The sequence below is a fragment of the Acidaminococcus hominis genome, assembly GCF_900291475.1.
In the GTDB taxonomy this organism is placed as follows: Bacteria; Bacillota; Negativicutes; order Acidaminococcales; family Acidaminococcaceae; genus Acidaminococcus; species Acidaminococcus hominis.
Window position 1 is genome coordinate 247,885 of sequence record NZ_OLMM01000001.1, and the last position, 15,821, is coordinate 263,705.

Consider the following 15,821-nt stretch of genomic DNA (forward strand, 5'->3'; position numbering starts at 1 on the left):
GTTCCGTACACCTTTCCTTGAACAATAGCAAGTGGGATTTCATCAGTGGATTGATTCACGTTTGAGGGTTTTAGCATTCCAAGTGAATACGCCTAGGTTTTCTGCTCCCATAGCATACACTTATTATAATAATTATAGCAACCTCAAACTCGGAAAGCTATAAGACAAGCCCAAGAACAAGCAGAAAAAAGCACATAGCTGCCGCTTGCCGCAAATATTGCTGCAAACAAAAAAATCCCCAGCATAGAAGGAATCTTCCATGGTGAGGTTTTTTACATTAACCGGGGCTTCAGCATTAACCGGGGCTTCAGCATTAGCCAAGGACACACTCCTACAGCAAAACTTCTTGGCAGAAAAAACGTCCGATATCCGAAACCCCATCAGGCCTTTTTACCAAGTTCCAGTGCCAGCTTCACTTACAGCAAAGAGTTTAATAAGGCTGAGCCAATGCCGGTATGGCGCTCGTTTTTTTTACCGCAAATCCGCAATTTTTGGCAGGGCTGAAGAGGAATGTACTTGTTTTGCATTGCAGTTAGTCCTTATGGTGCGGACATTTTAAGACTTGTGGATATTTTGCAACAGTTCGCAGTTATCCACAGGATGCGGCGTAACCCCCTAGTAAGTTACTTTGGCAATAGTAAATTTTTAGTACTAAGAAGAACTATCGCTATGGGAACTATAGGGTACTACTTCGATCCATGGCTAACTGGGGTTTTTGTTCGATCAGGGGCTAATACTGTGATCACAAACCATACCGGTTTTTTGGATTTTTCTGGTTTGGTCTAGCCTATACTTACCTACCCTATTCTGCCCTTACCTTCGCATACAGACCGGCAAAAGGGCGCACTTATACAAGGACCTGTAAAACCCTGAAAAATTGGCTCTTCACGTTTTATTGTGGGATGGCAGATTTCTGCCATCCTTCTTTTATGTCTAGCAACATCCCACTGTCGCAATCTCTAGACAGTGCCGTTTCGTATAGATGGTAATGCTGAATATCGAATCAGAGTGAAAAAATATTCATCATTTTTGTATCCATACCCTATTCGTTTTGCAACCTTAATCTTGTTATTGAAGCCTTCAAGCTTTCCTGTGGTAATCGGATGGGCTGAGTGAGCAATCAAACCCTCTTTGCGTTTTCGCTTTAAGCGGGCAAACTTTTGCAGCTGCGGTATGTTGCTCTCCTCGGCTCCTTTAAACCATTTTTCCCATTCTACGGCAGCTAAATCGGGGTTTCTAAGCTCGAATAGATCACTTAGTTCCTCTTTCATTGTATGGCAAACTGTCAAATTTTCATGTTTTTTAAGGATTTCCTTGAGATTTTCTGCCTTTTTATCGCTTAGTGTTTCTTCCTTGCAAAGCAGCGTCCAGCGAGCTTGTTTTACTTCCTTGTAAAGCCGATTCTCCTCTTTAATTGAATCCTCTGCTTTTGTTGCCTGCTCTTCAGCAATATTCTCTGTAATCCCAAGCTTTAGGTTATCGGCTTTCTCTTTGTGCTGTCTTGCTTCCTCCAGCCTTACGGCTCCCAGCACATCTCGTCCATACTGGGCTTGCATATGGTAGCGGTCGTATACTATTGCCGCATGAGGCAGATACTTTTCTACCAGGGTGTTGAACGATGCGTTCATGTCCATTGCGACAGCTTCTACTTCAGACAAATACTCCAGGTCTGTCTCTTCAAAAAACTTTGTAAAGGCAGCTATAGAGCGTCCCGCACCAACCCAGAGGATGTCTCCCATATCAAGGTCCATAACACAGGTTGCGTAAGTATGGCCTTTGTGCATTGCAAACTCATCAACGGCAAGATGCTTAGGACGGTAGCCACTTTTGCGAAGTTCCTCGCTTCGCGTTTTGAGAGCCTCGTCCATAATTTCCTTATGGATTTTAGAAACTGTTCCCCAATGGATACCGGTCAAATCGCTGACTGCTTTAATCGTCATTTGATGCATAAGCAAAATCTTGATCCATAAAGCGGCACGAGAAGTGACTCTGGTTCCAGGATACTTAAAGGTTATGTTTTCATTGAAGGTATGCCCGCATTTTTGGCACCGGTAGCGGTGGAATCTCACACGAAGAATCCGTGGCTTTCCGGGTATCCAGGGCATGTCTTTAAGTGTAGTTACAGGGTTGTCATGGACATGGACCTTACCGCCGCAGCAAGGGCATACAACGTCGGCTGTAGGCCGGGTACTATTTACATCTATGATCTCTTCAAAAAGAGAAGCAATACTCGTAGGAATATTAAAATTGTCCTGTATGTTTTTGCATAAATTTGCTATACTTGAGGTTGAGAGCACGTGGATCATTCCTTTCGTAGTTTTGTCGCTATTACTTAGAATGGAGCATCCCGTGCTCTTTTTCAATACCTTTTTTCAGTTTTTAAATTCTGTCTTAGATTTCGTATCCCCCAATTTTCCGTGATGAGCCTAAAAAAAGGAAGTTCCTAAAGGAACTTCCTTTTTTTCTATATACTTATCAGTTCATTCTTTTAAGTTAGGCTTCCATCAGATCCGTCATGCTGTGCAGACTGATGGCAATGGTGGACCCATTGTGCAGCAAAGCCGTGGTAGCCGGAGGCAGAATGCCTAATACGCCCAAACCAATGAGCCCGGCGTTAAAGGATACCACAAAGTCATAGTTGAAGTTTACCCGGCGCATCAATAGGGTGCTCAGCTGCTTCAGCACCACCAGCTGCTGCAGGTCGTGGGCAGAAATGGTAATGTCCGCAATCTCCCGGGCAATATCCGCTCCTTCGGCAATGGCAACGCCGGCGTCTGCCGCCGACAGGGCCGGGGAATCGTTGATACCGTCCCCTACCATCACCACCGTATGGCCTTGGGCCTTGGCTTCTTCTACAAATCGTGCCTTATCTTCCGGCAGCACTTCGGCGTAGAACTGGTCCACCCCGATTTTGGCCGCTACCGCCGCTGCCGTCCGCTCGCTGTCCCCAGTCATCATGACCAGGCGTTTAAAGCCCGCCTGCCGCAGATTCCGCAGCACCTGGGGTGCTTCCGGCCGCAGAGGATCCTGAATGCAGATAATGGCCATCAACTTGCCGTTTAGGGCCATATAGATATGGGAATATTCTTCCGGCCGGCTTTCGTAGATGGCTTCTTCCCCTTCCGGGATAACGCAGTGCTCATCGTCAAAAATAAAGTGGCCGGAACCGATAACAATCCGTTTCCCTTCCACCTGGGAAGCAATCCCGTGGGCCACAATATATTCCACCTTGCTGTGCATTTCCTCGTGGGTCAGGCCCTCTTCCGCAGCCTGGCGCACAATGGCGTTGGCCACCGAATGGGGGAAATGCTCCTCCAGGCAGGCAGCATACCGCAGCACCGTGCTCCGGTCGTACCCGCTGAAGCACAAGACATCGGCCACCTTGGGTTTGGCCAGGGTCAGGGTACCAGTCTTGTCAAAGACAATGGTATCCGCTTCCGCTACCGCTTCCAGGAACTTGCCGCCCTTGACGGTAATCTTATGGGTGCTGCATTCCCGCATGGCGGACAGCACCGAAAGAGGCATGGACAGCTTCAGTGCACAGGAGAAGTCCACCATCAGGATGGACATGGCCCGCATAACGTTCCGGGTCAGCAGGTAGGTCAGGACGGTACCGCCCAAGCACCAGGGCACCAGCTTGTCCGCCAAATGGGCGGCCTTGCTTTCCAGGTTGGATTTGAAGCTTTCGGAAGCCTGGATCATTTCCACGATCCGGTCGTAGCGGGTGGCACCAGCGCCGCCCTTGACCTTCACGGTAATTTCCCCATCTTCCACCACCGTTCCGGCGTACACCGTAAGCCCCGGCTTCTTTTCCACCGGCAGGGATTCCCCGGTCATGGAAGCCTGGTTGACCAAGGCTTCCCCAGCCGTCACTTCCCCATCCAGAGGAATGGTGGAGCCCATCTTTACGCTGACCAGATCCCCGTCCGCAATTTCGGCCAGGGGTACTTCCACTTCCGTACCTTCCACCACTTTCCAGACCGTGTCAATGTGCAGGGACATATTCTCGGCCAGGTCGTGGACGGACTTCCGGTAGGACCATTCTTCCAGCAGTTCCCCAATATGGAGCAGCAGCATAACGCTGCCCGCCGTGGACAGGTCGTTCTGCAGCATGGCTGCCGTAATGGCCGTCGCATCCAGCACCGGCACATCCAGCCGGCCCTGACGCAGGGACCGGAGCCCCAGGCGGATAAAGCCCAAGGTATGGTACCAGGAGCGAATCATCCGAAGCGGCAGGGGCAGGAAGAACTTGCAGGCAAAATGCCGGGTTACCAGCCCAATCAGCCGGTTCCGGTATTGCCGGTTCAGCTGCAGGGAGCCCGCCTTCTCCTTGGTGGCCTTCCGCAGTTCCGGATCGTTCATGTTCAGCCGGGCCAGGGCGGTAATAATCCCCTGGCGGTTATCGCCTGCCAAATCCTGTTCATAAAAGACGGCAATGCCGGCGGCGCTGGAATACAGCTTCACCTTGCGGACGCCGGCAACCCGTTCCAAGCCCCCTAAAATGGCAGCTCCCTGCTCCAGGTCAAAAGAGCGGACTTTCCGCCCCTCCTGGGCCAGGCAGCGCACCCGCAGGCGGCCTGGAACCTCATTTTGAATTTGAAATTTCATGGCTCTCGCTCCCTTGTTTTGACCCTAGGGAACGGGGCTTATTTCGCAGCGTCTTCGATAACCGGCGTTTGGGCAGCTTCAGCAGCTTCTGCAGCAGCTTCTGCTTCTTCAATTTTCTTGTTTTCTTCCTTGGCAGCCGCTACAATGTCATCGGCTTGTGCCTGCAGGCAGGCAGTGCTTTCAGAAGCGCATTTTTGCACCCGCAGGGCAGCGGCCGTGCTCTTGACCAGGGCTTTTTTCATCAGCTTGGATTTTACCAGCTTTTCACCCAAAAGACCCAGTACAGCCCCTCCAGCTACCAATCCCGTTTTTACCCAATCTTCTCTTTCCATATCCATTGCCACCTTTCCGTAAATTGCCCGGAGCATTTGGCCCATTAGGAGAACGTTTCACATGAGTCCGCTGCAGCCGCAATCCTTTGGGGGGCGTCCTAATTCCCGCCCAAAAGCCGCATTGTAATTGCGTCTGCACCACACTCCAGTATCATCCGGGGAGGTTATAGTCCAATTTGACTTTCCTCATTATAGTACGAACTAACTTGATAATGCAACATTTTTAGGCAAAATTCAACGCATTTTCATGCCTATCCGTATGTTCTATTGTTTTATAAAATTTTAAAACGCTGTAACTATGAATATTGCTTATTCTTCTTCCATTTTCTTGCTATTTTTATAAGGACTTTTCTATTGCAGGGGTATTTCCCTGGTTGGCTATAGGTATGGATAAGTTAAAGGAATAGCAGATTTTCTTAACGGTCAGTTGTAAAATGAACTTGAACAGTTAATCAAAAAATAAAAATCCATAGTGAAGCCTCATGCTAAAATGGTTTTGCGAGAAATCATCAACAAAGGAGCAATCACGATGGATCACATCCATTCTAACACAATGGAGGACGTACGTATCCCCGGCCGCCATCTTTCTTTGGAAGAACGTGGTATGATTCAAGCTCTGCATCGTCAAGGGCTTTCCCTTCGCAACATTGCTGCTGCAGTAGGATGTGCTCATACGACTGTTTTCTATGAGCTTCGGCGTGGAACGCCGGAACGAAAAAGCAAGCACGGTCGTGCCCCACAGTATATGGCAAAGCGCGGTCAGAAGGCATACGCAAAGAATCGCAAGAACTCCAGGAAGACTTGCAAAATCGATCATGACGACTGCGAATCGTTCATCCAATGGATGGTAGAACAAGTCCGCCAGGAACGTTGGTCACTGGATGCCTGCGTTGGCTATGCTAGGCGGAACAAGCTATTTACGCCGGAACAGATTCCCTGTACCAAGACGCTTTACAACATGCTTTGGGCTAATAAGCTTCCGCTGTCGCTCTTCGAAGTCCCGCGAGCCTTAAAGCATAAACACCGTCGGAAATGGGTACGTAAGAACAAGCGTATGAAGGGTCGCTCCATTGAGGAACGTCCTGCCGTCGTCAATGAAGGTACCGAAATTGGCCACTGGGAAGTGGACACGGTCGTTGGTCAGCGTGCAGGCCGTGAGGCAGTAGTCTTCACTGCTGTTGAAAAGGTTACGCGCAACTACATCGCCATCCGCATTCCTGGACGTACCTGTGCCGGCGTTGAATCCGCTCTTGCACAGTTGCAGGAGCTATATGGCGCAGAGCGCTTCAGCCAGATTTTTAAGACGATGACGGCCGATAACGGTCCTGAGTTTGAGAACTTGTCACAGTTCGAGAGTCTCGGCACCAAGATGTACTTTACACATTCGTACAGCTCGTGGGAACGGGCTCAAAACGAACGCCACAATGGCTTGCTGAGGGATTTCATCCCAAAGGGCATGTCCGTAGAGCGGTTCTCTGATGAGGATATCCTGAACATGGCAGATACGCTGAACCAGCGCCCACGTCGTGTTTTGGGCTACCATACGCCGTCAGAGCTATTTGATGCATTCCTCGATGAAGTTTATGCTATTGAGTGTGTTTCTTGATTATAGTTGTTCAAATTCAACTTGCAATTTACCATGTATTTTCCATCTTTTTGCTTCCTGCAACTCCCTCTTGAGAAATTCTCCTTAACGGTCTAGACTGTAATTGACGACGGGGCTGGGGTTTATGCTGCTCGGGAGGTGAATTGCAAGTGAAGCTGAAGTTCACGGATCTGTGTATGGTGGTTCTGGCGGTGGGGGTGTACTATAATGGAACTATGAATTAAGACAACTTCGAAACTATTTCTTAATGTGAATCTCGTGGTATACTGGAGGCGATCAATGAAAAAGGAGATAATCATCATGTCACGCACGCGCCGTCATTTCACGTCGAAATTCAAATCCGATCTCGTCATCGAGCTGCTCAAGGGTGAGAAAGACCTCAACACGCTGGCGGCTGAGAACGAAATCCTGCCGAACCTCTTGCGGAACTGGAAGAACGAGTTTCTCAGCAAGGCAAGCATCATATTCGATGATTCCAGAGAGGACAACCTCAATCAAAAACTCGAGACCGAGCGGAAGGAGAAAGCCTCCTATGCCCGCAAAGTTGGCCAACTCACCATGCAGGTGGATTGGTTGAAAAAAAAATCTGAGGAAATTCTTGGACCGGACTACGAGAAACAGTATTCTCCAAAACCTTTCGAGGAGTGAGTGCAAGGAGCTTTCCCTTCGGAAAGCAGCAAAGCTGCTCGGCGTCAACCGCACAAGCCAATACTACCACCCCAAAGAGAACACTCCATCAGATGAAGAGCTGGAATGCAAGCGCATCATCGATCGTTTCCACACGGACAATCCTGCCTGGGGCGCAAGGCAGCTGGCCTCGCAGCTGCAGCGCCTCGGGCATCAGGCCGGACGACGCAAGACAGCTCGCTATATGCGCGAGATGGGCATCGACGTCATCTATCCGAAGATGAACCTTTCCAAGCGGCAGCAACAAGCGCAGGTGATGCCCTACCTGCTGAAGCATGTGGATATTCAGCAGCCTAACCAGGCATGGTCCATCGACATCACCTACATTCCCCTGGAGCACGGTTTCGTTTATCTGACAGCCATCATCGACTGGTACAGCCGCTGCATTGTTGGCTGGGAGGTGGACGATACCCTGGACACCCGGATGGTCATTGCCGCCGTAAGGAAGGCGCTCCGTATAGCAAAGCCGCAGATTCTCAACTCCGACCAAGGATGCCAGTTCACCAGCAAGGAGTACAAGGCTTTCCTCAAGGAACACAAGATCCGCCAGAGCATGGATGGCAAGAGCCGCTGGGCCGACAACATCAAGATTGAGCGGTGGTTCCGGACATTCAAGTATGAGGAAGCCTATCTCACGCAGTACCGCAACATCCGGGAGGCTCGCAAGGCCATCCGCAACTACATCAACGTGTATAACTTCCAGCGCTGCCACTCAGCCATCGGGAACGTCCCGCCAGCAGAGCGCTACTTCCCGGCACTGCTGCTCAATGCTGCAATGTCTGCTGCCTGATACATTTAGAAATTCATCGATTTTGGTCTTGACAAACGTGCCACTATAATTGGCCACACCAACAATACTGCTGGCGATGCCGGAGTAAGCGGAGGATGCTGTTTTCGATTCGATGCTGTTTAAAGAACCTGTAATAGTCGCGCCAAAATTCTTTACAGCATTAGTAGTTCCACCACTATAATCAGAAGATGCAATGGAGTACGAGCCTGTTACGGAAGAAAATAATCCATTTGTATAACTATTGGCACCTACCGTTGTAGAAAACAACGACATATTATCAGCCTTTGCATTTGCACTATCGACCTCTGTGTCGCCTAATGCTCCCTTATAATTATGAGTACCAAGCATGACGCTGCCGGAACGGGCATAGGTATTCTGACCAATAGCTACACCAGTTACCATTTTTGATGGATCTTTCGGGAATCCATACGATATGCCAAAGATGCTATCATATTGGGCCTGATTAAAATCAAAAGATCGCTCTAAGCCTCCAACCATATTTTCCACAAAAGCATTGGCACCAATTGCGATACCACCGCCTTGGTCAATATAGTTATTGGTATGTGCACCACCACCGATAACAATATCGCCTGTAGATGGCTGCCCAACGCCGCCAGAGTAGGAAATGGTGGCATTTTTCCCGATAGCCACATTTTCCGCTTTGGGTGCCGAACTGCCCGTCCCATAGGCCACACCTGCTCCGCCGCCAACAGTGGTGTCAGCTGCTCCTGCGACACCGGCACTGCTGAGCAATAGGAACGTACAAAGAGCTGCCATGCTTTTTCCCCCAGCTCTGGCGTTCCCAGATTTTTTCGTGTGGCTTCTTGCCAGTTCGGAGACAACGATGTAACAATGTTTTACTCGACTCCAAATGACTCGATATGCCTTGTTCATAAACCTCGCCCCTTTTCTCGTATTCCATTTTGAGCACAATTAAGAACTGTTCTCTGTATCAAATTATCTTCCATTAGAGGACAATTGTCAATGACTTTTCAGTTTTCTTTTAATTGTTTTTATATTTTATAAGCATTATGTTATTAAACAAAGAATATGATGTAATGAATTTTTCACGAATACGAAATAACTATATAATATGTACAGCGTTTTGTAATATAATTCATTATTTATGTAATAGTACTCAAATTTATGGTACGAAATAAGGATTGTTGTACGTGTGTGAAGTACGTATTTTGGTTATGTAGGTGCGGCCTGGGAACCCTTTGCGTTGGCACGGGGCATCCCCCACTGCCGGCTTTCTGGACACTCCAAACGTTTTAGCGTTTGCTTTTGGGATTGCTTCGTGGGTATAATGGTTGTGACAAAAAGCACTCCACCTGAAGGAGGCATTTTTATGAAAAACGAACAGAAGAAAATCAAGTTTTTGGCCGTATTTTGTCGGTGCAGCCCCGTTCCAAGGTCTGGCGCTATCGGCTGGATAACCGCACCCATGGCATGATTGGTTATAATCTGTTTTTGACGGGAAAGGCGGACGGTGAGGCCAGGGATTTTTCCATTGCCATTTCGGAACGGCAGCAGAACAGACTGCGCTTTCATATTGGTGATGAAATATCTGGAACGGCCTGGACGAAGCAGTATCCCAAGTGGGAATATGCCGACTACTATCGGGCCGGGGCTCTGAAAAAGACGGCGGAAGCTGCTTTTGTAGATGAAGCAAAGGATTCGCCCTGGGTGGGAGAGGTCCCTGCTTTGGAAGTCTATGCCTGGCGCGGCTGCCGCCTGCTGGACAAAAGACGGTGGGGCAGCAAATGCGTCACCTGCAAATGGGCTTGTATGGCCAATGTTGCCATTGAATACGATTGGGGCGTTTCCCAAAAATTCCGGTTCGAGAGCTTTTGCTATGGGCCAAAGAACTGCAAGCTGTATAAAATGGGACCTCCCAGACCGGTGCCCTATATAGGGGACGCCCCTTCTTAGGATTGTGGGGATTTGAACGAGATTTTAACGGAACGGCGCGGCGAGGACGACTGAGGTAAAGGAGGAGCGCTTATGGAGCCTGTGTATTATGAAGTAACCAAAAAAGACTGGAAGCTTTACCAGGAAAGACTTCCGAAATGGCAGGAAGCCTATATGGGAAAATTGGTTCAGGAATACGCGCAGTACCTGCAAGGAAAGGATCCAGCATCAACAAAATTTTGGACCCTTTGGAAAAAAATGCGTGAAGACAAAAAACATCCTGGGGTCAGATGTGAAGTCAGCAAGGGTACCATGATTGATTTTCTGATGCGGTTTCTCTATGACGGTGTTATTACGGACGCAGATTTGGACGGTTTCAGCGAGGAATTGAGAAAATATCTTGTATTCTTTAGAAAATCTATTGAAAGGATGGCTAGAGACCTGCAAGCAGAGGGCCTGGAGCGGCCTTAGGGCCACCCATCCGAGGCGCTGGGCGCCCCACCTTCCCAGCCTGGGACTGCTGTTGGGCTGGGAAGGCAGCGGCCAAGGGCCGCAAATATTGGAATGAAAGGAAAAATATATCGTTTTTGATATTTATGTGCTTTGAAAACTCTCTTCGTCGCCTACCGGCGCCACTTCCCTCATTCTTGATGAAAGTCAACAGTTATGCACCACCACGTTTCTAAAATTACTTATTTTTGAGCACAATGTGGAAGGAGCTAAGCAGCACAAAATATATTATTATTGCGGATTTGTTCAAGTAACTGACCTCGCACGCATGCGGGCGCAGGTGGCACCGGCCCTTCCCGTCGCACGTTGTGCGACACCCTCCCCGTGAACGTTGAGGGTTATACAGAGAGTGCTCCTACTGCGGCCAAGGGCCGCGAATAATTGATTAAAAGATGATACCTGGATTAAACTTCTATCGTCGCCTATGGCGACACTTCCTGAGCGGTTCGCCGTATTCCAAGCAGCTGCGTCCTGACGGACTTGCTCCTTGGACGGCTATCGCATGGGCCTTATTAACCAAACATCCTCTGGGATATTTTTGGGGATGTTTGGATGCGGCCGCAACGCTCGCAGGAAGCATTCTAAAACCACTACTGGTCAATTGTTAGTCGTTAATATAGCATTACCACTACATTCACTATCAAAAATACCTACAGAACCGGCCAGCACGTCCTCTGCCCTCCCCGCCTTTAGGAAGGGGAGGGACGGGCCACACCAAGAATCCAAGGGCCCTGGGTGGGGAAAGCTCCTTCTGCGGTGCTGGTGCCGCCATATATTCTGAAAAACACCTCTACAGTTTCGTAGAAACTGTAGCACGTCGTCAGCTTTCTTCAGCACTACCTGTTAGTCCCCTACCCATTCCCCCGATTTCACACAAAAAAGCATTCCTACAGAAAATCTGTGCTTCCGTAGGAATGCTTTTTTTACCTTAGTTCACATTTACATACGTCTTGTTATCGTTACACCATATGTGAAGCCCTGCTTCACGCCGTGCCAGCCGGTGATTCTTACGTCGGCGCCCCAAGGGTTCTCTTTGGTTACTTTGCTCTGCCAGCCCAGTTCCAAAAATTCGCTGGAGCCTTTCATGCTGGCGTCAGGGGTTGTATAGTCTCTATAGCGTGCAGTGGCTTTACCGTCAAATTCGTAATCCCAGCCCAGGCCGGCGTAGAAACTGGTGGTGTCTTCATCCAAGTGTTTGGTCCACCGGAAGCCCAGACGGGTCCAGTAGGAATTTACGCTGCTCAAGCTGTAGTCAGCGCTGCCCAAACTGCTGCGTAAGGTAACGCTGTCGCCGCCCAGGTGGGAATAGAAGAACTTCCCATAGAGATTATAATCGTTGCTGTCCTGACGGAAAATCTTACCCAAGCCAGCATGGGCGGCAAAGTAGTTGGCACTGGAGTTATAGGTAGTGCGATAGCCACCGATGCTGCCGGCGTAGTCGCCCATAAGGCGGCCAACCCGGACCAAGCCTTCGTAATGAAGGCCGTTATCGTGATCTCTGCGAAGGAGAATGCCTGCGCCTACGTAGCGCTGGCTGCCGTCACCTCTGCTGCCGTTCTTATAGCTGGTATAGCTGCCAGTGCCGTATTCGATGAAGGGCATGATGGTGTCAGCATAGTCTTTCTTAAAAACCCGCTTTACAAAGCCCAGTTCGCCGTTAAAGCCATTGGTATCTACGGTGGAACTGCTGTTGTACCGGAGGTTGTGCCCACCCAGCATGACATAAGGGGTAAACTTGGCTTCCACTTCCCGTTCTTCCCGCTCTGCGATTTCTTCTGCACTGAGAGTTACATTGGCGTTCTTGGCGTCTGCTGCATCAAGGGGAGAAGCGGCCGCCATAACAGGGCCCTGTCTCAGGCTCATGCCCGCGGGGCTGGAAATGTAGGGGCTACCGGTCATACTCAGGGCCGCATGGTCATCTTCCCGGAGCCGGGCAGCTTCGTGGCTTTCTGCCCAAGCGGTCAGAGCTGCCTGAAGGCCATCGGTAACAGCTGCGTCAGAACCGCCAGAAACGGTACTGGAAGCGTTGGTCTGGCCGTCAGCAATAATCTCCGTACCCGGATGCAGGATGGGCTGGCTGTCCGTGGGCACATACAGGACGATGGTATTGGCATCCTGCTTTTTGATATATGCCTTACGCTGGAGGAACGCTGCATCGGTGACGATATCCTTGCCGTCCATCATGGCGTAACTGGTGCCTGTAGTATTAATCTCGTTATTGCCGTCGTGGATCAGGTTGATCACTTCGCCCGGGTTCAGCTGTGTGGTATCCTCCACCCCGGCGTAAATGGCCGCGCCGTGGACATCAGCGTTGCCCGTAACCTCCAGCATGGTCTCTCCAGCTTTGGTTCCTTTCGGCACATAGAAATTCAGGGTCTGGAAGTAACCCAGGTTCTTGACGGTGTTGTCCTTGGTATAGAGATTCAGGGTGTTACCGGTGCTTTCGGTGGTGCTGTAGCCGCCGTAGAGGCTCAGCATATTGCCCAAAATACCACCGGCAATGGTCACGGTATTGTCAGCAGCCGGGCCGGAAGCTGTATAGCCGCCTGCCAGAAGATTGCTGGTTTCGCTGCTGTTGACGCTGGTGCCAAAGGTGCCGCCGTTAAGGGTAAGGGTGTTGCCGGAAGCAGCCCCAGACTGGGTCAAGCCGCCAACCAGGTTTTCTTCAATGGTTCCGTCATCCACAGTGACGATATTCTTTGAGGCTGAGCCACCGATTTCATTTTTGCCGCCTATGGCTTCTTTTACGGTAATACCGGAACTGACAGCGAACTGATTTCCATCAGCTGTGCCAGTGGCCGCAGCCTGCTCGGCGGAATAGAAATTGGAATCAGAATTAAGGTCGGGCGCTGCAAGCCAGCCGCCGTAAAGATTATCCGCCGAAAGGGTACTGCCGCTAAAAATGACTTTGTTCCCATTGGCACTGGGATTGGTAGTGCTGCCCTCCGCATCAGTTTCGGTTAAGGCATTGGACTTACCGCCGGCAACGGCTGCAGCCCCGGACAAGGTGGAATTTATCACATTCAAGGTATTTCCATTAGCCCTGCTGCCGCCCTGGCCGCCATAGACATTTCCCTGGTTGGTCAGCTTGGAAGCAGAGATGGTTACCGTATTGCCTGTGGCACTAGTAAACCCGCTGCCGCCGACAAGTATATTGCTCTCAGCTGCGGCAGGATCCACTGCCGGGGTATCCCTCGTAATATTGGACACAGAAACGATATTGTCATTGGCGCTTCCTTTAAGGGAATTGCCGCCGTAAATCAACTGGGCCACTGCACCGCCGGCGCCGTCCAAGCTAACGGTATTATTGTCTGCATTGCCGCCCTTGCCTGCGCTGTCCTTGGCTGCATAGCCGCCCGTGATACGCTGAAAAGTGCTATTGCCCGCTGCCGTAACCGTATTGCCGCCCTGATAGATGACGCCATCAAGCGTAACGGGGTCTTTTTGGCCTGCATTGCCGGCCTTGGAGTAGCCTCCATAGACCGCAATACCTGCCTGCCCTGCCAGGCTGTCATAAATCACGGAGTTGCCCACGGCTGCTGCGGAGCCAGTATAAACAGTACCGTTAATGGTTGTTTTGCTGCCTGCATAGCCGCCATAAACCGTAGGAACACTGGCATTTTCGGTTACCGTTACGCGGTTGCCGGCTGCGCCCACCGTTCCTTCGTCATAAACAAAGCTGTCCCCGCCGTAGGCCGTTTGCCCAACCGTTGTTGTGCCGTCAAGGAGGACCGAGTTGCCGGCCGCATAGCCGCGGGCAGCCATGCCTCCATATACTTCTGTTGCAACAGTACTGTCCGTTGCCATTACGTAGTTATCCGTCACATTACCATGTTTTGAAACCCGGGCAGCAATAATCTCTCTAGTCACCTGACTATTCTTTACCGACACGGTATTGTTTCTGATATTACCATAGCGTTCATAGGCAGCATTTAATTGGCCGACCGTGCTTCCATTCTTAGCTTCAATGTAATTAAATTTTTCGGTACCCGTTACATCGAAACTACGATCCGCTGCACGAATGATTTTGGAACCTGTATTGGAATGATCAATAACGACGGAATTATAATCCATTGCACCGGTCCCGCCTGTCATTGCTCCCATAATGATAACCGGGTTGCTTGAATCCAAACCGATAGTGGAATCAATGATGTTGGTCAGTTGTAAAATGAACTTGAACAGTTAATCAAAAAATAAAAATCCATAGTGAAGCCTCATGCTAAAATGGTTTTGCGAGAAATCATCAACAAAGGAGCAATCACGATGGATCACATCCATTCTAACACAATGGAGGACGTACGTATCCCCGGCCGCCATCTTTCTTTGGAAGAACGTGGTATGATTCAAGCTCTGCATCGTCAAGGGCTTTCCCTTCGCAACATTGCTGCTGCAGTAGGATGTGCTCATACGACTGTTTTCTATGAGCTTCGGCGTGGAACGCCGGAACGAAAAAGCAAGCACGGTCGTGCCCCACAGTATATGGCAAAGCGCGGTCAGAAGGCATACGCAAAGAATCGCAAGAACTCCAGGAAGACTTGCAAAATCGATCATGACGACTGCGAATCGTTCATCCAATGGATGGTAGAACAAGTCCGCCAGGAACGTTGGTCACTGGATGCCTGCGTTGGCTATGCTAGGCGGAACAAGCTATTTACGCCGGAACAGATTCCCTGTACCAAGACGCTTTACAACATGCTTTGGGCTAATAAGCTTCCGCTGTCGCTCTTCGAAGTCCCGCGAGCCTTAAAGCATAAACACCGTCGGAAATGGGTACGTAAGAACAAGCGTATGAAGGGTCGCTCCATTGAGGAACGTCCTGCCGTCGTCAATGAAGGTACCGAAATTGGCCACTGGGAAGTGGACACGGTCGTTGGTCAGCGTGCAGGCCGTGAGGCAGTAGTCTTCACTGCTGTTGAAAAGGTTACGCGCAACTACATCGCCATCCGCATTCCTGGACGTACCTGTGCCGGCGTTGAATCCGCTCTTGCACAGTTGCAGGAGCTATATGGCGCAGAGCGCTTCAGCCAGATTTTTAAGACGATGACGGCCGATAACGGTCCTGAGTTTGAGAACTTGTCACAGTTCGAGAGTCTCGGCACCAAGATGTACTTTACACATTCGTACAGCTCGTGGGAACGGGCTCAAAACGAACGCCACAATGGCTTGCTGAGGGATTTCATCCCAAAGGGCATGTCCGTAGAGCGGTTCTCTGATGAGGATATCCTGAACATGGCAGATACGCTGAACCAGCGCCCACGTCGTGTTTTGGGCTACCATACGCCGTCAGAGCTATTTGATGCATTCCTCGATGAAGTTTATGCTATTGAGTGTGTTTCTTGATTATAGTTGTTCAAATTCAACTTGCAATTTACCA

12 protein-coding genes are annotated in these 15,821 nt (G+C 50.0%); 6 read left to right on the top strand and 6 right to left on the bottom strand.

The features are described from left to right. Nucleotides 1–132 precede the first annotated feature (132 nt). The 4 genes from C7E10_RS11925 to C7E10_RS01010 form a co-directional block, all read right to left on the bottom strand. The gene (locus C7E10_RS11925) at nt 133–321 is read right to left on the bottom strand and encodes a hypothetical protein (protein WP_118286657.1); all 189 of its coding nucleotides are present in this window, start codon (nt 319–321) and stop codon (nt 133–135) included. Between the two features lie 638 nt (nt 322–959). After that, nucleotides 960–2,306: an ISL3 family transposase gene (locus C7E10_RS01000; RefSeq protein ID WP_146109029.1), complete on the bottom strand. Its 1,347-nt coding sequence runs from the start codon at nt 2,304–2,306 to the stop codon at nt 960–962. 187 nt (nt 2,307–2,493) lie between these two features. After that, a complete protein-coding gene (locus tag C7E10_RS01005; protein ID WP_105325527.1) occupies nt 2,494–4,608 on the bottom strand; it encodes a heavy metal translocating P-type ATPase in 2,115 nt (704 codons plus the stop codon). 38 nt (nt 4,609–4,646) lie between these two features. Next, nucleotides 4,647–4,940, bottom strand: coding sequence for a DUF6110 family protein (locus tag C7E10_RS01010; RefSeq protein WP_105325543.1), 294 nt, complete (start codon nt 4,938–4,940; stop codon nt 4,647–4,649). 529 nt (nt 4,941–5,469) lie between these two features. Here C7E10_RS01010 and C7E10_RS01015 point away from each other — a divergent pair. The 3 genes from C7E10_RS01015 (at nt 5,470) to C7E10_RS01020 (ending at nt 8,023) form a co-directional block, all read left to right on the top strand. After that, a complete protein-coding gene (locus tag C7E10_RS01015; RefSeq protein ID WP_105325528.1) occupies nt 5,470–6,546 on the top strand; it encodes an IS30 family transposase in 1,077 nt (358 codons plus the stop codon). A gap of 279 nt (nt 6,547–6,825) precedes the next feature. Further along, complete coding sequence (locus C7E10_RS12110) at nt 6,826–7,194, top strand: transposase (RefSeq protein ID WP_105325519.1); 369 nt, start codon at nt 6,826–6,828, stop codon at nt 7,192–7,194. Further along, nucleotides 7,145–8,023: an IS3 family transposase gene (locus C7E10_RS01020; protein WP_200820168.1), complete on the top strand. Its 879-nt coding sequence runs from the start codon at nt 7,145–7,147 to the stop codon at nt 8,021–8,023. The genes C7E10_RS12110 and C7E10_RS01020 overlap by 50 nt, the downstream gene beginning before the upstream one ends. Here C7E10_RS01020 and C7E10_RS01025 read toward each other — a convergent pair. Next, a complete protein-coding gene (locus tag C7E10_RS01025; RefSeq protein ID WP_105325456.1) occupies nt 7,946–8,917 on the bottom strand; it encodes an ESPR domain-containing protein in 972 nt (323 codons plus the stop codon). The two genes, C7E10_RS01020 and C7E10_RS01025, sit on opposite strands and share 78 nt — an antisense overlap. A 504-nt stretch (nt 8,918–9,421) precedes the next feature. Here C7E10_RS01025 and C7E10_RS01030 point away from each other — a divergent pair. Together C7E10_RS01030 and C7E10_RS01035 are read left to right on the top strand one after the other, a co-directional pair. Then, nucleotides 9,422–9,958: a hypothetical protein gene (locus tag C7E10_RS01030; protein WP_276802734.1), complete on the top strand. Its 537-nt coding sequence runs from the start codon at nt 9,422–9,424 to the stop codon at nt 9,956–9,958. Between the two features lie 72 nt (nt 9,959–10,030). Next, entirely contained in the window at nt 10,031–10,408 is a 378-nt protein-coding gene (locus C7E10_RS01035; RefSeq protein WP_199614758.1) for a hypothetical protein, read from the top strand. A gap of 978 nt (nt 10,409–11,386) precedes the next feature. Here C7E10_RS01035 and C7E10_RS01040 read toward each other — a convergent pair. Beyond that, nucleotides 11,387–14,521: a hypothetical protein gene (locus C7E10_RS01040; protein WP_105325529.1), complete on the bottom strand. Its 3,135-nt coding sequence runs from the start codon at nt 14,519–14,521 to the stop codon at nt 11,387–11,389. A 189-nt stretch (nt 14,522–14,710) separates the two neighbouring features. Here C7E10_RS01040 and C7E10_RS01045 point away from each other — a divergent pair, with 189 nt between their 5' ends. Continuing rightward, nucleotides 14,711–15,787: an IS30 family transposase gene (locus tag C7E10_RS01045; RefSeq protein ID WP_105325528.1), complete on the top strand. Its 1,077-nt coding sequence runs from the start codon at nt 14,711–14,713 to the stop codon at nt 15,785–15,787. The last annotated feature ends 34 nt before the right edge of the window (nt 15,788–15,821 follow it).